21 protein-coding genes and 1 tRNA gene (1 of these 22 only partly in view) are annotated in these 25,175 nt (G+C 59.3%); 11 read left to right on the forward strand and 11 right to left on the reverse strand.

Annotated features, from left to right (window positions below; all coding sequences use genetic code 11):
- On the forward strand, positions 1-1,405 hold the 3' portion of the coding sequence (locus VHB22_RS14375) for a M23 family metallopeptidase (RefSeq protein ID WP_325457666.1). Its footprint begins 641 nt before the window's first position; only the last 1,405 of its 2,046 coding nucleotides appear in the window; its start codon lies beyond the left edge, outside the window; it ends in the stop codon at positions 1,403-1,405.
- A 30-nt stretch (positions 1,406-1,435) separates the two neighbouring features.
- On the opposite strand, the gene VHB22_RS14380 is transcribed toward VHB22_RS14375, so the two are convergent.
- Positions 1,436-2,017 carry a hypothetical protein gene (locus tag VHB22_RS14380; protein WP_325457667.1) on the reverse strand — a complete coding sequence of 194 codons (582 nt, stop codon included), beginning with the start codon at positions 2,015-2,017 and terminating at the stop codon, positions 1,436-1,438.
- Between the two features lie 208 nt (positions 2,018-2,225).
- Between VHB22_RS14380 and VHB22_RS14385 the strand changes: the two genes are divergently transcribed.
- Complete coding sequence (locus VHB22_RS14385) at positions 2,226-2,474, forward strand: hypothetical protein (RefSeq protein WP_325457668.1); 249 nt, start codon at positions 2,226-2,228, stop codon at positions 2,472-2,474.
- 6 nt (positions 2,475-2,480) lie between these two features.
- Here the strand turns inward: VHB22_RS14385 and VHB22_RS14390 are convergent, their stop codons facing one another.
- The gene (locus tag VHB22_RS14390; protein WP_325457669.1) at positions 2,481-2,816 is read right to left on the reverse strand and encodes a hypothetical protein; all 336 of its coding nucleotides are present in this window, start codon (positions 2,814-2,816) and stop codon (positions 2,481-2,483) included.
- A gap of 533 nt (positions 2,817-3,349) precedes the next feature.
- Here VHB22_RS14390 and VHB22_RS14395 point away from each other — a divergent pair.
- Positions 3,350-4,222, forward strand: a complete 873-nt coding sequence (locus tag VHB22_RS14395; RefSeq protein ID WP_325457670.1) for an AraC family transcriptional regulator — start codon at positions 3,350-3,352, stop codon at positions 4,220-4,222.
- A gap of 71 nt (positions 4,223-4,293) precedes the next feature.
- On the opposite strand, the gene clpB is transcribed toward VHB22_RS14395, so the two are convergent.
- Positions 4,294-6,891: an ATP-dependent chaperone ClpB gene (gene clpB, locus VHB22_RS14400; protein WP_325457671.1), complete on the reverse strand. Its 2,598-nt coding sequence runs from the start codon at positions 6,889-6,891 to the stop codon at positions 4,294-4,296.
- 194 nt (positions 6,892-7,085) lie between these two features.
- Here clpB and VHB22_RS14405 point away from each other — a divergent pair, with 194 nt between their 5' ends.
- A complete protein-coding gene (locus VHB22_RS14405) occupies positions 7,086-7,859 on the forward strand; it encodes an MOSC domain-containing protein (protein WP_325457672.1) in 774 nt (257 codons plus the stop codon).
- A gap of 21 nt (positions 7,860-7,880) precedes the next feature.
- Here VHB22_RS14405 and VHB22_RS14410 read toward each other — a convergent pair whose 3' ends face one another.
- The 6 genes from VHB22_RS14410 to VHB22_RS14435 form a co-directional block, all read right to left on the reverse strand.
- Positions 7,881-8,732, reverse strand: a complete 852-nt coding sequence (locus tag VHB22_RS14410; RefSeq protein WP_414652745.1) for a DUF4167 domain-containing protein — start codon at positions 8,730-8,732, stop codon at positions 7,881-7,883.
- A 514-nt stretch (positions 8,733-9,246) separates the two neighbouring features.
- Positions 9,247-10,134: a peptide chain release factor N(5)-glutamine methyltransferase gene (gene prmC, locus VHB22_RS14415; RefSeq protein WP_325457674.1), complete on the reverse strand. Its 888-nt coding sequence runs from the start codon at positions 10,132-10,134 to the stop codon at positions 9,247-9,249.
- Positions 10,135-10,156: 22 nt separating this feature from the next.
- A complete protein-coding gene (gene prfA / locus VHB22_RS14420; protein ID WP_325457675.1) occupies positions 10,157-11,236 on the reverse strand; it encodes a peptide chain release factor 1 in 1,080 nt (359 codons plus the stop codon).
- A gap of 63 nt (positions 11,237-11,299) precedes the next feature.
- The gene (locus VHB22_RS14425) at positions 11,300-12,031 is read right to left on the reverse strand and encodes a helix-turn-helix domain-containing protein (protein WP_325457676.1); all 732 of its coding nucleotides are present in this window, start codon (positions 12,029-12,031) and stop codon (positions 11,300-11,302) included.
- Positions 12,032-12,119: 88 nt separating this feature from the next.
- On the reverse strand, positions 12,120-14,414 hold the full coding sequence (ptsP, locus tag VHB22_RS14430; protein ID WP_325457677.1) for a phosphoenolpyruvate--protein phosphotransferase: 2,295 nt from the start codon (positions 14,412-14,414) through the stop codon (positions 12,120-12,122).
- Positions 14,415-14,484: 70 nt separating this feature from the next.
- A complete protein-coding gene (locus tag VHB22_RS14435; protein WP_325457678.1) occupies positions 14,485-15,747 on the reverse strand; it encodes an aspartate kinase in 1,263 nt (420 codons plus the stop codon).
- 230 nt (positions 15,748-15,977) lie between these two features.
- Between VHB22_RS14435 and ubiG the strand changes: the two genes are divergently transcribed.
- The 3 genes from ubiG (at position 15,978) to VHB22_RS14450 (ending at position 17,649) form a co-directional block, all read left to right on the forward strand.
- A complete protein-coding gene (gene ubiG, locus VHB22_RS14440; protein WP_325457679.1) occupies positions 15,978-16,763 on the forward strand; it encodes a bifunctional 2-polyprenyl-6-hydroxyphenol methylase/3-demethylubiquinol 3-O-methyltransferase UbiG in 786 nt (261 codons plus the stop codon).
- A 17-nt stretch (positions 16,764-16,780) separates the two neighbouring features.
- Positions 16,781-17,440, forward strand: a complete 660-nt coding sequence (locus tag VHB22_RS14445) for a rhomboid family intramembrane serine protease (protein WP_325457680.1) — start codon at positions 16,781-16,783, stop codon at positions 17,438-17,440.
- 132 nt (positions 17,441-17,572) lie between these two features.
- Positions 17,573-17,649, forward strand: a tRNA-His gene (locus VHB22_RS14450).
- Positions 17,650-17,673: 24 nt separating this feature from the next.
- Here the strand turns inward: VHB22_RS14450 and VHB22_RS14455 are convergent.
- Both VHB22_RS14455 and mprF read right to left on the reverse strand, forming a co-directional pair.
- A complete protein-coding gene (locus VHB22_RS14455) occupies positions 17,674-19,038 on the reverse strand; it encodes a virulence factor family protein (RefSeq protein WP_325457681.1) in 1,365 nt (454 codons plus the stop codon).
- A gap of 15 nt (positions 19,039-19,053) precedes the next feature.
- Positions 19,054-21,687: a bifunctional lysylphosphatidylglycerol flippase/synthetase MprF gene (gene mprF, locus VHB22_RS14460; protein ID WP_325457682.1), complete on the reverse strand. Its 2,634-nt coding sequence runs from the start codon at positions 21,685-21,687 to the stop codon at positions 19,054-19,056.
- Between the two features lie 612 nt (positions 21,688-22,299).
- On the opposite strand from mprF, the gene VHB22_RS14465 reads away from it, so the two are divergent.
- The 4 genes from VHB22_RS14465 (at position 22,300) to VHB22_RS14480 (ending at position 25,169) form a co-directional block, all read left to right on the forward strand.
- Positions 22,300-22,563 carry a DUF5985 family protein gene (locus VHB22_RS14465; RefSeq protein ID WP_325457683.1) on the forward strand — a complete coding sequence of 88 codons (264 nt, stop codon included), beginning with the start codon at positions 22,300-22,302 and terminating at the stop codon, positions 22,561-22,563.
- A complete protein-coding gene (locus tag VHB22_RS14470) occupies positions 22,560-22,835 on the forward strand; it encodes a DUF5985 family protein (RefSeq protein WP_325457684.1) in 276 nt (91 codons plus the stop codon). Before VHB22_RS14465 ends, VHB22_RS14470 begins: the two co-directional genes overlap by 4 nt.
- A 253-nt stretch (positions 22,836-23,088) precedes the next feature.
- Positions 23,089-24,327 carry a HAMP domain-containing sensor histidine kinase gene (locus tag VHB22_RS14475; RefSeq protein WP_325457685.1) on the forward strand — a complete coding sequence of 413 codons (1,239 nt, stop codon included), beginning with the start codon at positions 23,089-23,091 and terminating at the stop codon, positions 24,325-24,327.
- A gap of 317 nt (positions 24,328-24,644) precedes the next feature.
- Positions 24,645-25,169, forward strand: a complete 525-nt coding sequence (locus tag VHB22_RS14480) for a hypothetical protein (protein WP_325457686.1) — start codon at positions 24,645-24,647, stop codon at positions 25,167-25,169.
- The last annotated feature ends 6 nt before the right edge of the window (positions 25,170-25,175 follow it).

Here is a 25,175-nt window from a genome sequence, read left to right on the forward strand (position 1 = left end):
TCCCGAGGAAGACGGCCAGGAGCTCGACACGCAGGAAGTCCAGGACATCGTCGAACGCAGCGCGAAAGATGCCGCCAGCGTCCAGGCTGTCGATGGCTCCGGTGCCCCGATGGATGGCAACTCTGGCGCAAGCGCTAGCCCCGCTGTCCCGGCGGCCGACGGCTCTTGGCAACCCGCATCCGCGACGGCTGATAATCTCAATACCACGGAAATTTACAAAACCGTCGAAGCTCCGGACGATCCGTCTGACGACATCGAAGGCGGAGAGGTCATTGTCGTCAAGGTCGGACCCAAGGACACGCTCGCGAAGATTCTCTCGAAGGCTGGTGCGCCCGAATGGGATGTCCATAGCATGATCGAAGCGGGCCACGCGATCTTCCCTGAAAATGCACTTGTTCCCGGCCAGGAAGTCCGCATCACGCTCGTGCCATCGCTGGCCGATCCGAATAAGAAAGAGCCCGCACGCTATTCGATTTTCTCCGACGGACATGACCACCTCGTCACGGTCAGCCGCAGCGCCGCGGGTGAATTCGTCGGCTCTTCGCAACCGCCCTTCAATGCGGAACTGCAACAACTCGCGAGAAACGAAAACGACGATCCGCAAAGTTCGAGTCTTTACTCGGCCGTCTACTATGCCGGGCTCGCACAGCATCTTTCGCCCGACACGATCACACAAATATTGCGCATCAACGCTTTTGACACGGACTTCCGGCGCCACGTACGCCCCGGAGACACGCTCGAAATGTTCTTTGACATGAAGGACGAGCAATCGACCGACGGGCCGCCCGGCGAGCTTCTCTATACCGCGATCAGCAGCGGCGGAGCGCTCTATAAATTCTATCGTTTCCGCTCAGAGGACGGCGTCGTCGACTTCTACGACGACGCCGGCAACAACTCGAAGAAGTTCCTTCTTCGCAAACCCGTTCGCGGCAGCGACGTGCGCATCACATCGGGCTTCGGCGTTCGGTTCCACCCGCTCCTCAACACGCGAAAGATGCATACTGGCGTCGATTGGGCCTGCGCGACGGGCACACCGATTATTGCCGCTGGCAACGGCACGATCGAAGAAGTGGGTCGCAAGGGATACTACGGCAACTACGTCCGCATTCGCCACGCCAACGGCTATCAGACGGCCTACGGCCATATGAGCCGCTTTGCGCATATTCGCCCAGGCATGAAAGTCCGCCAGGGCCAAGTCATTGGTTACGTCGGCTCGACCGGATTATCGACGGGTCCGCATGTCCATTTCGAAGTTCTGGTCAACAACCGTTTCGTCGATCCGATGTCGATTCAAGTGCCGCGCGAGCGCAAACTCGAAGGCAAGGATCTCGTCGAATTCCAGAAAGAGCGCGCCCGCATCGACGAGCTGATGCACCGCGCCCCGGTTATGACCGCGAACAAGTGAGCATCACCGCGTTTCACAGCGGGCGATCGTTCACGCTTTGAATGAAAGCGCATAGTTGAAAGCAATCAACAGTGCGAACACCGCAAGAATTCCAACAAACTCACGGCGAACGTCCTTGGACGCGGGAACGAATTCGTCCGCGTCCAAATTGCGAAATCCGAATTCGTAGGTAGCCCAGACCAGAAACGCAGCAGCCGCGAGAATTCCGAACATGCCGGGCAACAGGGCAACCGCGAAAACGACCGGAAGCACCACCGCCACAAGCGCTCCTTCCAACGCTCCGATAAATGCAACGAACGGCTTCTGACCATGCTTTATCTGTTCTTGCATGCTGGCTCTCAGCGTTGCGGAACCTAAAAGAATCGACAGAACGATCAGATGAACTTCATTCGTGTCGATCTTGATCCAACGCCAATCGATCCAGCCGAACAAAACTCCGGCGATCTTCTCAACGAGCGCCTCGTAGCCGGCCGCCCAATCCTTGACGAGTCCATAAAGCTTCACCGGACTCAAATCGTGAATAAGGTTGAGAACACTCAGTCCCCCAAGCACCCATCCGAGAATGCTAAGGCCGTTAAATCCGCGCGATTGCGTATCAGTATGCTCAGACAAGGCTTCCCCCCAACCCACGCATTCTCAGAAAATATCGACGTCCTTCCACGTCGATATTCAAATAACGAGCACATAATTCACGAGAGAGAAAGCTGATTTAAGCGAAACGCATCCAAACAATCTGGCGTCGTCGCTCAAAAACGAATCGGTGAAATGCTATAAGCATCGCGGGGAGGTTCGCTTACAACGGAATATGAGGAACGAACCTATGAAAGTTTTTGCAGCCCTTGTTGCTATTGCAGCGGGCATTCTTCTCACGCCCGTTGCAGCAAGCGCGCACGAACGCGTCACCGATGCTGCGCTCGGCGGTTTGGCCGGAGCGGTTGTCTTCGGTCCCGTCGGCTTAGTGGCTGGCGGCGTCATCGGCTACACGGCAGGCCCGAAAATCGCTTGTAAAATCGGAGCAAAACGTTGCTATCGTCGCGCCCATCACCGGCGCGACCGCCGCTATCGGTAATTGATTTCAGACAAACTCGGGCGCTCCAGACAAAATTGGACCGCTCAACAGAAACGCCAGGGTCGATGCCCTGGCGTTTCTGTTTGTCGACACTCGAATGTGCCGCCTCTTACCACCAGCACAAGCCGATGCAGTATGCATACGGGCGATAGTAAGGACGGTAATACGGCCGATAGTAAGAACGATAATAGTAATGGCGACGGCCATAGTAACGTTGCCGCCAAGCATGGCGATGGCGCCAATGACGATTGTGCCACACGTGATGACGGCGCCAGCGGCGATGATGCCGCCAATGACGATGATGCCATCCACGGTGTCGCCACCAGCGACTATGATGCGCATATCCGCAATGGCGACGTCCGTGACGCCACCAGCAGCGATACCGAGCCTGGTGAACGACTAAGGCATTCGTCCGCCCGGTCTTCAGCGCAAGCAAATCGGTCGAAAGTTGTGCGGCGTTGACGCGGGGAGCGAATGCACCGAACGCCAGCGCCATCGCGCCGCACAACGCGATAAGCGAAAGTAATTTTCTCATACAGATCCCCCCTTTTTAGGTGTTGCCCGCCTGGCCGCCTCCTCATTCCCGACGGGTCTACGCCCGATACTGCATCTCGCAGATGACAGTACAACCTTTATATGCACCCCCGCCGCACGTTCGCTCCGCTTGCGAAGACGGTGTTGCAACGAGGCGGCAGTCGTTCACCAAACGATCCATGTCCCCGCCCTAAAAACATCCAATGCGCGCGGAACGCGCGACGCGCAACCGGCCCGCGACGACACATGCGGCCGCAACAACCTATGCCGGAAACGCCAATGCGATCGCCGGCTGGATATCTGATACGAGTTGATGTCAGGCCGTTGAGATGGAGGCGGAAGTGATCAAACCGCTTATTCACGCAATATCGCAGGGTCGCCGCATACCCGTGTTCCGTAATCCTTTCCTGAGCAGCGCCAACAGCCTTTGGGCCGGTTTTCCCCTCGAAGAATCCGACTCTAAACTGGAGGAAATCTCCACAGCTTATTTTCCTCATGCGATGGTTTTCGTCGTCACCCATGGTTCCGGAACGGCACATTGGAAAGATCGCGGCACGCAGGTTCATCATAGCGTCGTTCCGGGCGCGCTTAGCATCTCGCGCAGCCATTGCGAGCTGCGCTCGTCTTGGGCGACCAACGCCTGGTCCAGAGTGGCTGTTCAGCTCGATAGTTCGAAGCTGCGGTCGATTGCGCCTTCTTTCGTGGAGGGCGCGTTACCCCCGATGTTGCCGACACGCGATAGCATGCTTGAAAGCTTGGTGCTCGCCATGCGGGATGAGGTCAAGGTGGGATGCCCTTCCGGAAGATTGTTCGCGGAAGCGATTTCTATCGCCTTGGTCGAATACCTCGCGGGCCGGTACGCTACTTCTGACGATCCCCAAAGCTCATCCCTCTTATCACCGGCACAGAAACGGGGCATCTCGCACTACGTTCGCGAGAACCTCGCAGACGATATCAGCGTAAGCGAGCTTGCCGCGATCGTAGGTATGAGCCCGGCTCACTTCTCGCGGCAGTTCCGCGCGACCTTCGGCGTCACACCCTATCGGTTTGTCTTGCAGGAACGGATCACACGGGCAAAAGATCTGCTCGAAACAACCACACTGTCGTCTAGTCAGATAAGCTTGGCTCTGGGCTTTTCGAGCCAAAGCCACTTCGCGAAACTCTTTCGTCAGTTTAGTGGCGTCACACCCAAACAATACCGGGCGGCTCTGTAGGTCTTGGGCCTGAAACCCCGCTTTGAGTGAGAAGCGGACGCGACGCTCATCGCATCGCGTCCGAAAGTGCATCAAGCCGCCGCTTTAATCGGCCAGCCGTTGATCGTCAGCTCGCCGTCGCGGACGGACACGTGCACCGTGTCACCGTCCTTGACGCCACCCGCGAGGATCTGCTCGGCGAGCGGGTCCTGCACGTTGCGCTGAATAACGCGCTTCAATGGCCGCGCGCCGTACGCCGGATCGTAGCCGCGATTGGCGAGCCACGTCTTGGCCTGCTCGTCGAGCTCGATCTTAATTTTGCGATCCGCCAAGAGCTTCTGCAGACGCTGCATCTGAATGTCGACGATCTTCGTCATATCCGCACGCTGCAAGCGGTGGAACAGGATGATATCGTCGAGACGGTTGAGGAACTCTGGCCGGAAGCGTGAGCGAACCTCGGCCATCACCTCGTCGCGCACGGCCTCGGTCTCCTCGCCTTCCTTCTGGTTGACGAGGAATTCCGCGCCGATGTTCGACGTCAGCACGATCAGCGTATTCTTGAAATCGACCGTGCGGCCTTGGCCGTCGGTCAGGCGACCGTCGTCCAATACCTGCAAGAGCACGTTGAAGACATCGGGATGCGCCTTCTCGATCTCATCGAACAGGATGATCTGATACGGCCGCCGCCTGACGGCCTCCGTCAACACACCGCCTTCCTCGTAACCGACATACCCCGGAGGCGCGCCGATCAAACGCGCAACCGAATGTTTCTCCATGAACTCCGACATGTCGATGCGGACGAGCGCCGTGTCGTCGTCGAAAAGATAGCCCGCGAGCGCTTTCGTCAGCTCCGTCTTGCCGACGCCGGTCGGACCTAAGAACATGAAAGAACCGATCGGCCTGTTCGGGTCTTGCAGACCCGCACGCGCACGTCTGACGGCCGTCGAAACGGCAATGACCGCTTCCTTCTGGCCGATGACGCGCTTCGACAATGCGTCTTCCATCTTGAGCAGCTTGTCGCGCTCGCCTTCGAGCATCTTGTCGACCGGCACGCCCGTCCACCGCGACACGACGGCCGCGATCTGATCCGGCGTTACCGCTTCTTCGACAAGCGCACCCTTACTGCCCTCCTGCGCTTCGACCTCGGCAATCTTTTTCTCAAGCTCCGGGATTTTGCCGTAGCGAAGTTCGCCTGCGCGTGCGAGATCGCCTTTGCGCTGCGCCTGCTCAAGCGCATTGCGCAGGTTATCCAGCTCTTCCTTGAGCTTTTGCGCCGAACCGAGCTTCTGCTTTTCCGCTTCCCAGCGCTGAGTCAGCGCTTCGGACTTCTCTTCAAGATCAGCAATTTCTTTCTCGATGCGCCCAAGGCGATCCTTCGACGCTGCGTCCGTTTCCTTCTTTAAGGCTTCGCGCTCGATCATCAGCTGCATGAGATCGCGGTCGATCGCGTCGAGTTCCTCGGGCTTTGAATCGACCTGCATGCGCAGACGTGACGCCGCCTCGTCGACAAGATCGATGGCCTTATCGGGCAGGAAGCGGTCGGTGATGTAGCGGTTCGAGAGCGTCGCCGCCGCAACAAGCGCGCTATCGGTGATGCGCACGCCGTGATGCAGCTCATACTTCTCCTTGATGCCGCGCAGGATTGAGATCGTGTCCTCGACCGTCGGCTCGGAAACGAAGATCGGCTGGAAACGCCGCGCCAGCGCTGCGTCTTTCTCGATGTGCTTGCGATATTCATCGAGCGTCGTCGCGCCGACGCAATGCAGTTCGCCGCGTGCAAGCGCAGGCTTCAGCAGGTTGCCGGCATCCATAGATCCTTCGGTCTTGCCCGCACCGACGATCGTGTGCAGCTCGTCGATGAAGAGAATGATATTGCCGCCCTCGGCCTCGACCTCGGAAAGGACAGCCTTCAAACGCTCTTCGAACTCGCCGCGATATTTCGCGCCCGCGATCAGCGCGCCCATGTCGAGCGCCAGCAGCTTCTTGTTCTTAAGGCTCTCCGGCACGTCGCCCTTGACGATGCGCAAGGCTAGGCCCTCGGCGATAGCCGTCTTGCCGACTCCCGGCTCGCCGATCAGAACGGGATTGTTCTTCGTGCGCCGCGACAGCACTTGGATGGTGCGGCGGATCTCTTCGTCGCGTCCGATCACGGGATCGAGTTTGCCGCTCGCCGCAGCTTCCGTCAGATCGCGCGAGTAGCGCTTCAGTGCGTCGTAGGCTTGCTCGGCCGACGCCGTATCCGCAGTACGGCCCTTGCGCAAATCGTTGATCGCAGCATTGAGCTTGTCCGCCGTCGCGCCTGCATCGCGAAGTGCCTTTCCGGCAGGGCTCGACGTGTCGAGCGCAAGCGCCAGAAGCAGACGCTCGGCGGTGACGAACTTGTCGCTCGCCTTGTCGGCAAGCTTCTCGACGGAATCGAATAGCCGCGCCGCTTCCGGCGAAACGTAAACGCCGCCAGAGCCGCCGGTCACTTTCGGTAGCTTTGCGAGCGCAGCCTCGACGCTCCGGAGCGCAGCGCGAGAGTCGCCCCCGGCGCGTTGAATAAGTCCACTCGCGAGTCCTTCCGGATCGTCGAGCAAAACTTTGAGCAGATGCTCGGGCGTGACTTGTTGATTGTTCTCCCGGAGCGCCATTGCCTGGGCAGATTGGATGAAGCCCTTGGCACGGTCCGTGTAGCGTTCAAAGTTCATATCGCCTCCTCTTGCGCACGCCTCCCGCCCCTAAGGCACGAGAAGAATGCCATGCGAATTGATTTCAATCATCAAGCGCGGCCAAAGACCCAATCGTCGGCATCCCACCCCCGCCTGATATGTCTGGCGATATAGGAATCGGGCAACGCCCAAAAAAGAGGCTGTGACGGGAAAACCCGAGGGAAATTCGCGGCATGGCAGAAATTGGCTCGGCAACGATCGAGGCTATTTATCGCTATCCGGTTAAGGGATTGAGTCCGGAGCCGCTAGAAAGCGTCGTGTTAACGCCGTCCGAGACTCTGCCCTTCGACCGGGCCTACGCCATCGAGAACGGCCCTGGCCCCTTCGACCCTGCCAATCCTAAGCACCTGCAGAAAATCCATTTCGTCATGCTGATGCGCAACGAGCAGCTTGCCAAATTGCGCACGCACTTTGACGACCTGACCCACACGCTGACGGTAACGACGGCTGGAAAGCAAATTGCTCGCGTCGACCTGCGGACGCCCGAAGGCAAGACAATCATCGAGGACATCATCGCGGCCACGGTGACATCAGGCCTGCGCGGCCGTCCGCGTGTCGTTTCAAGCCCGGGCCACAGCTTCTCGGACGTTGCCGCGAAGTGCCTTCACGTCATTAACTCGGCAAGCCTTCGCGTTCTAGAAGCCATGCTCGGGGCAGCCGTTGACCCGCGCCGGTTCCGCCCGAACCTCGTCCTGGACGGGCTCGCGCCATGGCGCGAACGCGAACTCTTGGGCAAACGCCTTCGCGGCAACGGAACGACACTCGAAATTTTCAAACGCACCGAACGATGCGCAGCGACGAATGTCGATCCTGAAGCAGCGGTGCGCGCCGGCGATATACCGGCATTCCTACTGAAAGCCTTCGGCAACACCGACTTCGGCGTCTACGCACGCGTCGTCGAAGGCGGACGGATTGCCCCTGGCAACGCATTCGACGTCACCGGCTGAACCGCCGCGTGCGCTGCCGAACTATTCCTGATCTTCGTTTGCAGGAGGCGGTGTTGTTGTGGCCGCTTCCGTCGGCGCTTCTCGGCGAGGACGGCGCACGGGACGGCGCAAGAACGCCGGTTGCTCCTGCTCGGCGGGAACCTGCGAAGCTTGCGCAGGTGCGGGAGCGGAACGCTCGCGTTCAGGCGCGGGTGCGGGCGGCTGCGGCGCGGCGTCGGATCGGAAACCACCGTTCCCGCCATTGCCGAATTCGCGATCGCCTCCGGCACCATTGGAGCCCTGATACCTCTCGCGGCGGCGATAGCCGCCCTCCTGCTGCCCGTCGCCGCCATTTCCATGCGGCCGGCGATCGTCGCGATATCGGTTTTCACCCGAACCATTCCGGTCATACCGCTCGCCGCGGAACTCGCGGTCGCCACGATCATAGCGCTGACCGTCGCGATCATGACGGTTGTTATTGTAACGCTGATCCCGATCGTGCCGGGGACGATTGTCGTAGCGGTTCTGATGATCGAAATTGCGAGGTTGCTGCTGGTGCGATCCTTCGCCGCCCGGCTGCTGCGCTTGGACGCCGAATTCATCGCCGTCGTCTTCACCGGCCTCATCGCCGTCGCCGTCACCCGGCCCGGCAAGCGTATGAGTGCGGGCCGCACCGTTATTGCCGAGCGGATCCATGCCACCCTGCTGCGCCATCTGCTCGCGATAACTCAGGATGATGCGATTATAATGCTCGGCGTGCTGAAGATAATTCTCAGCGAGCACGGGGTCGCCGGAGGACAGCGCATCACGCGCCAGCGAAACATATTTCTCGGCGATATGCGATGGGGTGCCACGGATCTTCACGTCCGGACCCGAGCTCTCGAAGCTCCGCATCAGGGGATTTTGTGATTTGCGGTTATTGTTATTATTCCGACCGCGACCACGGCGGTTCTGCTGTCCTTGCCTCATGGGCTCCCGTTCACAATCGTTGAGTTTTTAAAGTCCACGCGTGCCCATCGATGATGGGCCGCGTCATGGATCCTCCGATCCAATTCCGAAAATCGATCCTAAAGTCGCCTGTGCCCCACACAGGCAGAAGCCCCTTGGCCTATCGCCCGTTATCCGGGCAAATCGCGATGTTCCTTGTCACGACGACTGCAACTGACGTCCAAACCGTCCTGCAAGGAGCGTTTTCGCAGCGCTCGCGGCGTCGAGAAAAATAGGGCTCGACACCCGCCATTCAGCGGACAACGACGTCCGCGAAAGTTGCGCTGATGATCAGAGATAGGAAGGCCGGTTTATTGCGCCACATGCGAGGCGTCGCCTGTACCAGGCACATCCGATCAAACTCGTCGGAACTGATATTACCTCGGAAACCTAGATCCGCAAACAGAAATGATTGAAGCCGTTAAAGATGTATCTTCATGGCCACAGCACGCACGTGTCCCCCAAGATCCCTTTTAGTCCCTATTGGCTGCCACCCCTCGGCACAAAATATCCGTTGCACGTCAGTGGCTTGCCCGGAACCGACCTCGACGATTATGCACCGTTGACCAGCGGGCTTCGAAGCCCCCTCGGCAATCTCGCGATAGACGTCCAAACCGTCTGCACCACCGTCCAATGCCAGCAGTGGATCATAATCGCGCACCTCTCGTTCGAGAGCCGGGATATCGCCGGTCGCTATATAAGGTGGGTTTGAAACAACGAGATCGAAGGGCTCCTCGCATCCGGCGAGACCACGTGTCGCAACAAACCGCACACGATCCTCAACGCCCAGGCGCCCCGCGTTAAGTTTGGCGACGCCGAGCGCCGCGGCGCTGACATCGGTTGCGACACCCCGTGCGCGAGGCAATTCAGCTAACAGCGTTGCAATCAAAATCCCCGAACCCGTCCCGATATCGGCAAGGTGTAGCGGTCGCTCCGCAAGCCCCTCCGATCTCACGATCTCAAGCGCAAGATCGACAACCGTTTCGGTGTCCGGCCGCGGATCGAGCACAGCCGGGGTAACGACGAATTCGCGACCGTAGAATTCGCGAACACCGAGAATTCTCGACACGGGTTCGCGCGCAAGCCGCCGCCGGACTGCATCGCGAATGCGCGCTTCGGCATCTCCGAGAAGCGGCTGCTCCGGTCTGGTCAGCAACGCCGTCCCGTCGATCCCGAGAAGACCTTGCAGCAGAACCCGAGCGTCCCGGCGGGCGGACTCGAGGCCCGCATTTGCGAAAGCCCGCGTCATCCGCTCCAACGCTGTTGCAACCGTTTTTAGCTGATCTGATGTCCGCTGATGCGGCTGCATGATCGTCACCCACGCGCTCAGTTTAGGCGGCGCTCAGTTCAGCCAGCATTGTCGCCTGATGATCTGTGATGAGGGCGTCTATCAACTCATCGAGCCCGTTCCCCGTCATTACATCATCGAGATTATAGAGCGTCAGATTGATGCGGTGATCGGTAACGCGCCCTTGCGGAAAGTTGTACGTCCGGATGCGTTGCGAACGATCGCCTGAGCCAACCTGCGATTTCCGCGCATCCGAGCGCTCGGTGGCGGCTTTCTCGCGTTCAAGCTCATAAACCCGCGCCTTCAGCACGTTCATCGCCAAACGCCGATTCTGATGTTGCGATTTTTCCGCCGAAACGACGACGATCCCCGTCGGCAAATGGGTCATGCGCACTGCAGAATCCGTCTTGTTGACGTGTTGGCCGCCCGCACCGCCCGCGCGCATCGTATCGATGCGAATGTCTTCGGGCCTGATATCGATGTCGATGTCCTCGGCTTCCGGCAACACCGCGACCGTCGCAGCCGAGGTATGAATGCGCCCGCTCGCTTCTGTCGTTGGCACGCGCTGAACGCGATGCACGCCAGACTCAAACTTCAACCGGGCGAACACGCCCGTACCGCTGATCGAAGCGATAATTTCCTTATAGCCGCCGAGGTCATTCTCTGACGCCGAAATGACTTCGACTTTCCACCCCTTGAGATCCGCATAGCGTGAATACATCCGGAAGAGATCGGCCGCGAATAGCGCCGCTTCGTCGCCGCCCGTCCCGGCGCGCACTTCGAGTATCGCGCTCTTCTCATCGGCCGCGTCCTTGGGAAGAAGCGCAATTCGGAGCTTATGCTCCAAATCCGCGATCTGTTCGGAAAGCGCTGCGCGTTCGGCGTAAGCTAATTCGACCATCTCCCTGTCTGCACCAGGGTCGCCGATCATCTGTTCGAGATCCGCTTTTTCGGCCTCGGCCTTACGCAACGCCTCAATCTGCGCCACGACAGGAGATAGCTCCGAGAATTCCTTCGTGAGTTTGACATAAGCGGCTTGCGACACGCCATGATTGAGTTCGTCCTGGATCGCCATCCAGCGCTCCGAAAGACGGTCGAGTTTATCTCGCGGCAATGAGGTCATGATTTAGGTGATGCAGTCCAGTTCGACCGCAATCGACAGTCTGCGGCCCTAATCGGCGCGCATCTAATACGAACCGCCCGCAATCCGCAATTTGTCACCGCGGCGCGAACGAGGATCATTCACCTCAATCCAGCGGAAGCCATCCCGAACCGGGGCGAAACGCTCCTGAAAATAAACGCTGACATAAGTTACCGCCGAGCTGAATGGGCGCGCGATAAGATCGAAAATCGACGCGTGAAACAGGAGAAGGAACAGAAGCGGCACCGATAACGCATAAAGCGCCCTCTGCGGCCTCTCGCGGATCTGATGTATCGCGTCTTTCGGCAGCCGCCGGGCGCCATTTGCGATCGCCGAGCCCGCACGGACAAAATGTCCGCCGGAATGGGTCTGGAAACCATGCCCGGCCTCTTGGTGGACATACGGCGCGGCGGGCGGAGGAGGCGCCGCATCGAAGGACGCGATCAATCCGCCGACGGCATTGAGAACGGGACGGCCATCGATGGATGCCATCGCCGTATAGGCCATGATCATCGGCGCCGTTTGGTGCCAGGGCGGCAGATGCTCGACCTGTCCGCTTTCCAACGCCTCGATAACATCGGGATGGACGCGCAAGTAATAAGCGGCTTGCGGAAGCGTGAGACGCAACGCGCGGCGCAAATCAGCGAAGAACCGGGCAATCAATTCCCGATCCCGCGATGCCTGCACATGACTGGAAAATGGGCTGCGGTCATACTCAATGCACTCCGTTCGCGCATAACCGCCAGCTGAAACGTTCCGCCCAACGCCTCGACGCATACATCATCCGGCACTACGCACCGGCCCCTTAACCCTCACCTCCATCTTGGTTAAAAAAGAGTTTTTGTCAAAGATCTTTTGAGCGCGCTCAGCCTTCTAGAGCGACATTTTCTTTTTCAGCAAATTCCAGCAAGGATATGCGCACGTCCTTGGCACCTTCTTTCAGAAGATCCTCGACGCATTCGGTTGCTTTTTCCGCGTTGAGCGAAAGGATCATGGTCTTGATCGGACCGATCGACGCCGGCGCCATTGACAAAGACCTAAGCCCAAGCGCGATCAATGTCATCGCTTCGAGCGGATTGCCCGCCATCTCGCCACAAAGCGTGACGGGAACTTTGTGCTTCTTGGCAGCCTTGATCAATGAGCGAAGAGCCCTCAGAGGCGCAGGCGTAAGCACATCGAACCGGCTCGCCACGCGCGCGTTCGTGCGATCCGCCGCGAACAGGAACTGCATCAGATCGTTTGAACCGATCGAGACAAAGTCCACGCGTGTCAGGAACGCGTCCAGATCGAACAGTAATGCCGGGACCTCGAACATCGCTCCGATAAGAACATGGCTCGGCAACTGATGCCCGTGCTTCGTCAGAAACGCTTTCTCGCGTTCGATCAACGCTCGGATGGCGCCCAGTTCATATGGCGCCGAAACCATCGGGATCATGACGCGGAGTTCCCGCCCTGCCGCCGCCTTGAGCAGCGCACGAATCTGCAATCTGAAAAGTTCCGGCCGGTCGAGAGCCATGCGGATAGCACGCCAGCCCATCGCCGGATTCTCTTCCTTCGGCTGGCGAAGATACGGAAGAACCTTGTCGCCGCCGATGTCGAGAGAACGAAAGACGACCGGCTTTCCCCGAGCTTCCTCGATCACCGAACGGTAGAGTTGCGTCTGCCGGTCGAGTCTCGGAAAGGCGTCAGAGAGCATGAACTGCAATTCGGTGCGGTAAAGCCCGACGCCGTCCGCCCCGGACTCGTCGAGGTGAGACATATCGACGACAAGCCCGGCGTTCATCATCAGCGTGACGCGAATGCCGTCTTTGGTGATCGCAGGCCGGTCGCGCAAAGACTGATAGCGTTTCTGCCTGCGCGCCCGGAACCGCACCTTGTCGGAATAGGCCGAGATCACCTCATTGGTCGGGCGCAGATGCACCTCGCCCGTCACCGCATCGACGATGGCGGCATCTCCCGCCGAAACGCGATCGACGATCCCGGCAGCTTGACCGATCGCCGCTATTCCCAGCGCCTTGGCGACAACGGCGACATGGCTCTGGCTCGAACCGTCTTCGACGACGAGACCGCGCAGCCGGCTACGGTCGTAATCGAGCAGCTCCGCCGGACCCATCGTGCGTGCGACCAGGATTGCATCGGCGGGCAGCCCGCTGCCGTCCTCCGAGCTTTTTAGCCGTCCAGCCAGCACCCGCAGCAACCGATCCGAAAGATCATCGAGATCGCGCTGACGCTCCCGCCAGTAATTATCGTGCTGCTTCAGCATCCGCGTGCGCATTGCGTTCTGCACGCGCTCGACCGCCGCTTCCGCCGTCAACCCGCCTTCAACCGCCTCGCGCAGGCGCCGATGCCAACCCTTGTCGTGAGCGAACATGCGATAGGCTTCCAGCACATCGCGGTGCTCGCCAATCGTCGAGAGATGCTCGTGCTCGAACATCTCGTCGATGTTCACCTGCAGCCTGTCGAGCGCCAGCTCCAACCGTTCCATTTCCGCGACCGGATTGTCGGAAAGCAGATGCGTGACGACGATGCGCGGTTCGTGCAGCACGACGTGACCGAGCGCGATCCCTTCCGCCAGAGGCTCACCCTCAATCGCCATCGGTTGCGATAGGGAAAATTCCAGCGCCGCGCCCGTCCCTGCGACCGCACCCGAAACCAGGTTCTCCGCGATCACCATCGCGGTCGCCTGCAGCACCTCGACATCCTCGTCAGAATATTCTTTCGGCGTCCGGTTCTGGATGACGAGCACGCCGAGCACCTGCCCCGAGCGCGAGATCGGCACCGCCAGCAGCGAGTGATAAATTTCTTCGCTTGTCTCAGGACGGTATGAAAAGGCCGGATGGCTCGAAGCTTCCGGTTCGTTGACCGTTACGCCGAGTTCCGCGCACCGGCCGACCAAACCCTCGCCCCGCTTCATCCGCGTGTTGTGAACGGCAGACGGATTGAGGCCCTCTGTCGCGAAAAGTTCCAGCGAACCATCCTGCCGTTTCAGATAGATCGAGCACACCTCCGCGACCATCACGCCAGAGATTTGCCGGACGATGCGATCGAGTTTTTCCTGGCCTTCCCCGCCGTCGGCCATGATCTCCCGAAGCCCGCGCATAATGACGCGAAGCGAGGTTTCGCTTGGTAAGGGTCTCGGGTCGTTAGGCCGCGCAATCATACCATTCGTCTCCGCCCGCCGCGGGCGGTCCGTCACAAGAATGAGTGAGCGCGGCTAAAACAGCACGCGCCTAGTCGCTGTCGAGTCCATAAGCCGTATGCAACGTGCGAACGGCGAGTTCGGCATAGGCAGCATCGATCAATACACTGATTTTTATCTCTGACGTCGAGATGGCGTGAATGTTGATGCCTTTTTCCGAAAGAGTTTGGAACATTTGTGCCGCCACACCCGCATGACTGCGCATGCCGACGCCAATGACGGAAATCTTCACGACATCGGCGGAGCTCTTGACGTCAAAATGCCCAATGGCGGCCTTCGCCTTCTTCAAAACGTCGAGCGTCCGCGGCAGCTCGGCGGCCTGGACCGTGAATGTCATGTCAGTGTGCTTGCCGTCCGGCGTGACGTTCTGAACGATCATATCGACGTTGATGCTCGCATCAGCAAGCGGTCCGAAAATACGCGCCGCGACGCCCGGCTTATCGTCGACCTTCAGGAGCGTCACCTTCGCTTCGTCCTTGGCATAGGCGATGCCGCTCACGACCTGCTGTTCCACGATCTCTTCCTCGTCGCAAACGATGGTTCCGATATCTTCGATGTTGTCGGCCCGGAACGGTTTCATAGCCTCGGGCGCGACGAAGCTCGACAGTACGCGCGTCTTCACTTTGTAGACCATTGCGAGCTCGACGGAGCGAGTCTGCAAAACCTTTGACCCGAGCGACGCCATCTCAAGCATCTCTTCGTAGGAGACTTTAGCAAGCCGCCGTGCCTTGGGAACAATCCGGGGATCGGTGGTGTAGACACCATCGACATCCGTATAAATGTCGCAGACGTCGGCTTCGAGGGCTACGGCCACCGCGACCGCGCTCGTATCGGACCCGCCTCGCCCAAGCGTTGCGACGCGGTCGCCCTTGGGCTCGATGCCTTGAAAGCCGGTTATGACGGCGATTTCTCCGCCGTCCAGATGCTTTTTGAGGTCGCCGCCCGGAACATCAAGGATACGCGCCGCGCCATGGGCCATGTCCGTTTTGATCGGTACTTGCCAACCCGTCCACGAGCGCGCCTTCAATCCCATCGCCTGGAGCGCGAGTGCCAGGAGGCCCGCCGTCACTTGCTCACCCGTCGCGACAACCGCATCGTATTCGCGCGGATCGTAAAGGGGGGAGACCTCTTTCACCCAGGCAACGAGTTGGTTCGTCACGCCCGACATCGCCGATACCACGACGGCGACTTTGTTGCCGGCATCGGCCTCACGCTTGACGTGGCGAGCCACATTCTGGATGCGTTCGATGTTGGCGACCGACGTGCCGCCGAATTTCATCACAACCGTCGCCATCCTGAACGGGCTTCCTATGCCTGTTGCAAGCTCGCACGGGCCCAGAAAGGACCGCCTGAGCCTTGTTGTCTGGAATGAATCCCGCGCTTCTTAGCGGCTCGCACGCCGTCCGGCAACTACCGAACGGCCGATTGGCGGAGCCCAGGCAGACGATCGTACATGCGATGCGGTCGTCGAACGCTTGACAATCTTCCCGCCGCGCTGGCGACTACACCCAACGGAGCCCTGAGATGACCGCCGCGAACCAGCACAACGATACAACCGCCGCAAGCCCCACCCTTGATCCCGAAGAGGTGCAACGCTTTTCCCGGCTGGCGGCGGAATGGTGGGATCCGAATGGAAAATTCCGCCCGTTGCATCAGATCGGACCGCCGCGACTGTCGTTTATCCGCGATCGAGTTGTAGCGAACTTCAATAGCGACGCGGGCGCGCTTCGGCCGCTGGCCGGGCTGACGGCCTTGGATGTCGGCTGCGGCGGCGGCCTCGTCGCAGAACCGCTGGCGCGCATGGGAGCGACCGTGACAGCGATCGATCCGTCCGAGCGCAATATCGCGATTGCGAAGGGCCACGCGGAAGCCCAGGGCCTCACCATCGATTATCGTGCCGTCCGCGTTGAGGATTTGATCGCGGAAGGACGGAAGTTTGACGTTGTCGCCTGTCTCGAGGTCGTCGAACACGTCCCCGATCCGGAAAAATTCGTTGCCGAATGCGCAGCCCTCGTTCGCTCTGGCGGGGTCGCGGTTTTCTCGACACTCAATCGCACGTTCAAAGCATGGGCGCTCGCCATCGTCGGCGCCGAATACATCCTCGGCTGGCTGCCCCGCGGCACGCACCAGTGGGAACGCTTCATCACCCCTGAGGAGTTCGAGCGCTATGCCAAAGCCGCCGGGCTCATCAACCCGCACTTCGAAGGCATAAGCTACAATCCTCTAAGAGACGCATGGACTCGCAATCCTGATACGGACGTCAATTATCTGATGTCGGCCCATAAGCCGATTGTACTGGCTGAAACCTAGTTCGTGAGCGAAACCGCATGTTCCCGATCGGCGACGACGACACGACGGTTAGAACGACGCCGGTCGTGACCTACGGCTTGATCGCCGCCAATGTTCTCTTCTTCCTCATTGAACTAAACGGCGGCGACAATTTCATTCGCGAATGGGCCTTCATCCCGAGCCGCTTCAGCCACGATCCGGCGGGCGACGCGCCAACCATCTTCACCGCCATGTTCCTGCACGGCGGCTGGATGCACCTCTTCGGCAACATGCTCTATCTCTACATCTTCGGAGACAACGTCGAAGATCGGCTCGGCCACCTCGGCTATCTCATTTTTTATCTCGCCTGCGGGATCGCCGCGACATTCGCGCAGTATTATTTCACCAGCCACTCGAACCTGCCGAACGTCGGTGCTTCCGGCGCCATCGCCGGTGTGCTTGGCGCCTACATCCTAATGTTTCCCCACGCACGCGTCGACGTCCTCGTTATCCGCCAGATTATTTCACTGCCCGCGATAGCCGTGATCGGCTTCTGGATCGTACTGCAACTTTTTAGCGGCTTCGGCTCGATCGCCCGCACCGACGAAACGGCGGACGCCGGCGGCGTCGCCTACATGGCCCACGTCGGCGGCTTCGTCGCAGGCATTGTATTGGCTTTACTGTTCGGCGGGCGCGGTGGTCCGTCGCGAACGGCCTGACGAGGCCAATCGGCCCTTGACCCTCGGGATGAGCTGTGGTGATAGCTGAACCTGGAAATTGAGGCGCGCCGGTTGCGAAAAGCATGGATGGCGATACCGTCCTCGATTTATCGCTTTGTGAACAAAGCGTGTGCCGCCTTAGCTCAGTTGGTTAGAGCGCTAGATTGTGGATCTAGAGGTCCCCGGTTCAACTCTGGGAGGCGGTACCATCCATCGTATGACTGCCGAGAACTTTACTTCTCCGCGCTCACCGCACGCAGCCTATCGAGAATGATCCGCGCGATCTCCTGGTAGTCCCCGCCGAAGTGATGCCCGCCCGTACGTGGCACCAGCGTCGCCCCCTTGAGCTCGGGTAACGTGCATCCGGTGTTGTTGTCCTTCTGCTCCTCAACGCTATAGACGCACATGACGCGCTCCTTCGGCAGCTTCGCCATATAAGGCCCAAGAGGAATGTCCGCCGACGAGCTAATTCCGAGCCATCCTGCCATCGACATCTGTGTGCGCGCGACAGGCTCCGGCCCAAGCAGTGCAATCAGTTTGATCTCGTTTTGCGTCGCCGGATCGAGCTTCGGCCAAGCGAGCGGAATGGCACCGGCACCGAACGAATACCCCGCGAGTGAAATATTTCTCACGCCCCAAGCGCCTCTGTAATGGCGGATGATCCGTTCGATATCGGCCGCCATCACTGCGGGATCTTTCTTGCTCCAGAAATAGCGCAGCGCGTCGACCCCGATCACCGCGACGCCGTCCCGCGACAGCATATCGCCGATCCGCTTATCGATGTCGCGCCAACCGCCATCCCCCGAGAAGAAAACGACGAGATCCTTTGCTTGCTTCGCTGGAAGCTCTTCAAGCGGCAGATCGCTAAGACCCGCAGTCGTCACCGCTGCAACATCGAACGCCGCGTTGATCGCCGTGCCGCGTGACGCCGTATCCTGAATCGTCCCCGCTTCCATCTTCGAGCCCGGATTTGCATCGATGAAGGGCTGCAAGTTCGGATGATCTACATCCGGCGCAATAACGATCCACCGCCCAGGCAATTTCACCGGAGCATACGCAAACGTGCCGGCCTTCGGCCCGGCAGTCGGCGTCACGTCGCATAAGGGTCGCGTCGACGCGAGCGACGGCGAAAACCCGAAACTGACCGCACCCGCAAGCGTGTTAGACGGCGACTGCGCCAAAGCGAGATAGGCGAGCGTTCCTGACGATCCGATACCGAACAGAACTGGCTGCTGCCAACTTTGCATGCCGATCTGGCGCTCAGCGATACGCGCCAGCTCTTCGATATCTCCGAAAAGATCGATGCAGTGCTTGCCGCCATCGGCGGGATTGAGAATTGAACGGATAACTTTCGGATCGATCACGGCAACAGCCGCACCGCGATCTGCAAGAATTTGCGCTAATGTCCCACCCAAAGAAGTTGAGGCACCCGGATCGGACAACAGAATAATGAAAGCCGACGCCTCGGATTTGGGTGTAACAACCTCGACCGCGCCGAAACGACCCTGCTTAACGGTTGCGGCGGCAGAGGCCGCGTCCGTCACGACGATAGCTGCAAGCAAAAACGCAAGCGTAGCGAACACAGCCCTTTGGATCATTTCCTCACCCGCACGCTAGACCTCATGGCGTTGGCGTCGCGCGATCGCACGTTGCGGGCTCGCACTGATCAGCCCGGCAATATCAAACAGCGTCTGCGGCAGACGAAGACTATGCTCGTAAGCGAGATACTTCGGTCGCCACTCGGGCTTGAACTTGCTCTTGAAAATGCGAACGCCCTCGAAGTTGTAAAGCCGGTCGCCATAGCGGAAGAAAAGCCCAGCCAACCGCGCCCACCGCGACGCAAGCCTATGTTCCGGCAAACCGGAGAGAGGTGCCATGCCGAGGTTGAACCATTTGTAACCCTCGGCCTTCACGTGTTCCAACAGCATCACGACCAGATAATCCATGACGCTCTCGGGCGCATCGGAAACGTGTCGCATCAGGTCGAGCGAGGCCGTTGCGGCGGCAGGTTTTCTCAAGATGTTCGCAAACGCCACAATACGTCCCTCGTGCCGGACGACGGCCACGTCATGCCGTCGCAAGTAATCGTCATTCCAGAAACCAAGCGAGAAGCCTTTCTCGCGTCTCCCGCGCACCGCAAGCCAAGCATCAGAAACGCGCTTCAGAGCCGGAAGAAATTGTTCCACATCCTCAGCTTTGATGATCTCGAACGAAACGCCCGTCCGTTCGACGCGCGAGCGCGTTTGCCTGAGCCGCCGTCCGACTTTGCCGTCGAGCGTAAAGGCTTGGAGATCGACCCACGCGTCTTCGCCAAGCTTGACGAGAGAGAACCCCGCATCGAGATAGACAGGCAAGTGCTCGGCCGCAACTTGATAAAAAACGGGTGTCCCGCGATGCTCGTCGGCTGTTTCCTTGAAACGCCAAACCAGATCGATGAGATCTGTACTTCTGACTGCAATTGGATCGCCCATCGCAACCCATGTCGAGCCGCGCACGCCGTACATTACAAACCCGTCGCCGCTTTGTGAAAATAGAAAACGCTTGTCGCCTGTGAATGCCAGCTCAGACGTGATCTGCGTCGAGGCTCGTACGATCGCTTCGACTTCCAGCATTTCGGAGGCCGAAATGGCTCGCCGTTGCGGCGTTGTCCTGTGCAGCAATTGGTACGCGGCGATGACGACGACGATCGTCGCCGCCCCAAGCGTCGCACGTAGAAAGCGCGACGCATCCTGGTGGTACGCGAATTCCCACCAAAGCGAATTGTCGTAAGGCACGCCCCGATAGATCGCGAGACCAATGAAAGCCGACGCACCGACGGCAACCGCGACAGCGAGCAGCACCGGAGCGGAAAGCCGGCCGGAAAGCGCCCCGCCCTGCCTATAGAATTCTCGCCTCCCGCCCACCAGAAGCGCAGCGACCGCGACGCAGATCAACGCCTGCCCGAAATTGAAACCTTTGATGACGGAAAAAATGACGCCGCCGCCGAGCAGCACCAGCGCCAATTGCCACGCCGAGCGCAGGCGATGGGCCAAACCATTCGCGACGATAAGGAGAATCGTACCGACGAGGCTCGCAATAAAATGCGACGCCTCAACGAACGGCAGAGGAACGAAATCGCGGACAACCGACATGCGCTGTGCCGGAAGCGTCCCGGAAATCAGAAGCACGAGGCCGCCGAAAAAAGTCGCGATCGCAGCGAGCGGCGGAATAATCGGTTCGAACAGCGTCGCCGAGGTGCTGCTGTCTTCATGCGCCGCCCCCGGCCTTGCGCGCATCTCGTAAACGACCAGCATCGTCGCGGCGATGGAAACAGGCACAAAGTAGTAGATAAGCCGGAACAACAGCAGCGAGCTAACAAGCTCGGGAGACGGCGCACCCTTGGCCGTACCGAGGAGCACGATCGCGTCGAAGACGCCGAAGCCGCCCGGCACGTGGCTGATCACACCAACCACCGTCGCCAGCGAGAACACGACTAGAAAGCCTGGCAGCGTGAGGTTGAGATCGCTCGGCAGCAACACCCAGAGCGCAGCGGCAGCAGCCGCGACGTCGGCCATCCCGACCAGGATCGCCGCAAGCGTGACACCCGCACCGGGAAGCGGCAGACGCCAGTTACGAATAGCGATATTGGCAGGCTTCGTCGCAACGAAAATAAGCCATCCCAAAATAGAGAGAAGAATAATCACACCCAATAGTCGGCACGCTGCGGCGTTAACATCGATCAAGGTCGCAACGAGCTCAGGGTCGAGTGTCAGACAGATGCCGGCAATCGCTGCAAGTCCCGCCCAGAAGCTCAAGGCGCAAAGCACGACAACCGCCAGCACCTGATCGGCCTTTACGTCCCACGCGCGGTAGAGGCGCATACGCACGGCACCGCCCGTCAGCACGCCGAAACCCAACGTGAAAGTCACCGCATGACTGATGAACGATGTGATGGCGGTGACGCGCAGCGGCACGCGATCGGCGCCCACCAGCCGAAGCGCGATGAAGTCATAACCAATCAATGCCAAGTATGATGCCGCGGTCGCAAGAGCAGCGAGGCCCAAGCGTGAGAGCGGAAACGCCGCCACGACATGGTGGACCTGCTGCCACGAGATGTTCTCCAGGTTTTTGTAGAGAACAGTCGCCGCATATGAAAAGGCCGCAAGAGCTACCAGCGCCCCGACGGCAGCCCAGTCGATGCGCTCGAACCAGCCTCGGTGCGGGCTATCGGGCTTTTCTGTGCAATCTTTTTGTCGAGGCGTCGGCAAAGATTTTGGCTCCGTAGCCGCGCCGAGCAATGGTTGTTCGCGGCGGGGCGGCCCTACTACTACGCTTTCGGAAAAAAAACAGCTCGGCCTGTCGCGGCTCGTGCTCCTGGTTTTGTCACCGAAACGCGACAAATGCCCGATACCGGGGTTGCATTGAGTTTTCTGTGAGGCAAAGTGTCGGTTGAATCGCCGTCTTGCACCGCCGCGACGGCCATTGACATAGAAGGATACTAAACCATTGGCGGACCTAATTCCTGAGGATCTCCGCGACTTTATCCTCAGACACATAGACTCCATTGCCCAGCTCGAGGCGCTATTGCTGCTCCGTCGCAACCTCAGCGAGGCGTGGACGGCGGAGGTCGGCGCAAGGCGGCTTTATATAAGCGAAGCCGAAGCGACGAACGCCCTCGACCAGCTATGCGAAAGCGGGCTTTTGACTTGTGATGAGGGGCGTTATCGATTTGATCCCCAATCCGATGAACAGCGCCAAATGGTAGAGAGATTAGCCGAGTCCTATTCTCGGCATCTCATCCCGGTAACGAACCTCATTCACGGGAAGCCACGGCGACTGCGAGAATTTTCGGATGCGTTCAAGATCAGGAAGGAGCGGTCGTGATCGCAGCGATCATTTATAGCCTTTGCGCTTTGACGGCGGCGGTCTGCGCCTACCTCCTGCTGCAAGCCTACCGCCGCGGAGGTTATCGATTGCTTTTGTGGAGCGGACTTTGCTTCGCCGGCCTGACCATCAATAATCTTTTCCTGGTCTGCGATAAACTCGTCTTTCCCAACATCGATTTTTCCCTTTGGCGCAATGCCTCCATTTTGCTCTCCATGGCCATCCTTCTTTACGGCCTAATTTGGGATACCGAGTCATGAAAGATTTCAGTGCAGTCATGTTGGGAGCAGCCGCCATGGCGGATCTGGTCGCTTCACTTTTTTTCCTGCGATTTTGGCGACAATCTCGCGATAGCCTTTTTCTATGCTTTTCGATTGCCTTCGCCATCGACGCAGCGATCCGCCTGATGCTGGGGCTCGGCCATATCTCCGACGAGCAGCAGCCTTTTTTCTATCTCGCGCGGCTGGCGGCGTTCTGCATCATCATCCTCGCCATTGTGCAAAAAAATTGGCCTCGTAGACGCGACGTCTAGCCTCGCCAGCCTGATGTTGCCCCGCGCATTTCCGCCTGAGGCGACTGACATCGAGAAGTGTCCGCCGGGGGCCTCTCCCATTAACGTTGCGCCTGCTGCGAACCGATGAGGAGTTCGCCGATGCACATGCATAACCTTCGGATGGAATCGACAACGGTGGAAAATGCAGGATTTTCATATTATCCGGCGCCCCAAATCACCTACATGGGTCTAGGAATGCACACGAAGTCCCAAGGATCGGACGAATTCTGCGATGACCGCTGCGCTCACGCCCGCACGACAGCAGATGCGCGACACCATTTCGCCACGTGCAACCACCGACGACGCTCGACCGATCGTAACCATCGATCTTGATAGAGCAGAAATCGTTACGGCGAACGCCCCCGGCTCCAAAGCTCTTGGACTGTTCGAGTATGCGTCGTTTCCGACGGCACTCGACCCCTCGACGCCGGCGCTCGCGCGCTTGCGCGAACTCGCCGCATTGGGGTGCATCACCGGCAAATCTGCCGAGTGCCTGAAATTTTGGAACAACGGACAGTTGCGGTCCGTCAGGTGCACGATAACACGCGAGGTGACCGGCGGACCAGGAGTCTTTGTGCTGCATATCATCGACCAACTCGGGGTCGAAACGCCGTCAACGGCAACGCCTCCCCACGGCAATCCCAAGGATGCGGGCCCCACGGCACCGCATGCAAATCCGGGCATTGCAGAAACGTCCGACAAAATCGCGCGCGATAGACCTGAAAGCAATTTTCCCACGCCCGCCCAAGGCGTCGCGGAACCTCAGCGCACCTCATTATCGCACCTGGATCCCGACCATCTCGCAAAGCTCGCGCATGAACTCAAAACGCCGCTCACTGCAATTGCCGCCGCCGCCGAAGTCATGCGTGATGAACGCCTGGGCGCAATGGGAAACAGCCGTTATTTGACCTACGCCGCCGACATCCACGAAAACGCCGCGCACGCGCTTGACGTTATCGCGACACTTCTGTCGGAAAGCGGCAGGGCGAATACCGCAGTTCCCCGTCTCATCGCCCTCGATCTCAACGCCATCGTCGAACGTACGGTATCGAGCGTGCAGGCTCTTGCCCAATCTCGCGGCCTCACGCTCGCTTTCGAAGCAGAGGAGAGGCGGCCGCACGTCGTCGCCAACCCAACGTCATTGCGTCAAATCCTTCTCAATCTCTTGACCAACGCTATCAAATTCACGCCGCCTGGCGGCGATATCCGCGCAGCGACAGGCTATCTCTCGGACGGCCGGGTTTTCCTGACAATCAGCGACACCGGTCCCGGCATAACCGAAACGACAGCGGCACAAACCGAATCGAAAAAAGAAACAGCTCAACCTTGGCTCAGCGGTAGCGGCATCGGCTTGCCCCTCGTGCAGCATCTCGTGCGCGACATGAGCGCAGAAATCGAAATCGATAGCGCGCCCGGAAAAGGCACGGAGATCTTGATCACATTCGGCGATTTCGCGCGCTGGCCGACATAATTTGCGAAGATCGAATGGCAGAAATTCCCGGCCGATCCGCATTTCAAAATTATAAAAATTCTAATGTGATTTCAGCCGTTTGCTAATGGTTGACCGCCGCATAGCGATCAGGCTAGCTCACGTCACGGTGTCGTAGCGACTCCGCGCGCCGACGAACGGCGCCAACCGATACCGGGGCCTTGAACCCCGCATATTGGAGCCAAGGATGAACCGAAGTTACTGCGCGTCTCATCGCGCGACCTGCCATCACCTTCGCGTCGGTGGCCATGCCGATCTAACCCCGCAAATTAAAACGGCACTAGCGGAGGATCGCAATCATGACTGATGCAATGTCGAACGCGCGCTCCGACGGCACACCGTCGACGGCCAAAGTCGTGCCGCTTCCCGCCAAGGCACCGGAAAGACTCGTTGGCGTCGGCTTTCGCTGTTGGCTTGCCGGCCTTGCGACGGGCGACATCAAATGTTGGGAAGACGCATGGAATTCGTTCTCAGGCATGCTTGGCCCGGAACAAGCCAAGGCGCTCCTTCTCGATCTTTCAAAATTCGTACGCGCCGTTAAGGCCAACGCCCAGCGCAATATCGAAGTATCGCCGACAGGCTGCAGAAGCTTCTGCCGTGACGAGTGTCTGGCTATCTCGATCATCGCCGCCTGCCAACATAACGAACGACAGGCGCTAACCGCATCGGCAGCCGCGCTAATCGGCTCGGACGATATCGGCGATACGCTAAACGGTGCCCAGGCGCTCGCAACCGCACTCCGTCAGGCCAATCAGCTACTCTGTCCGGAATCCGTTTGTCCGGCGACATGCGCGCTGCGCGCACAGCGCCGCCGTCTGATGTAAAGCGAC

Origin of the sequence: Hyphomicrobium sp., assembly GCF_035548195.1 — a bacterium.
In the GTDB taxonomy this organism is placed as follows: domain Bacteria; phylum Pseudomonadota; class Alphaproteobacteria; order Rhizobiales; family Hyphomicrobiaceae; genus Hyphomicrobium_B.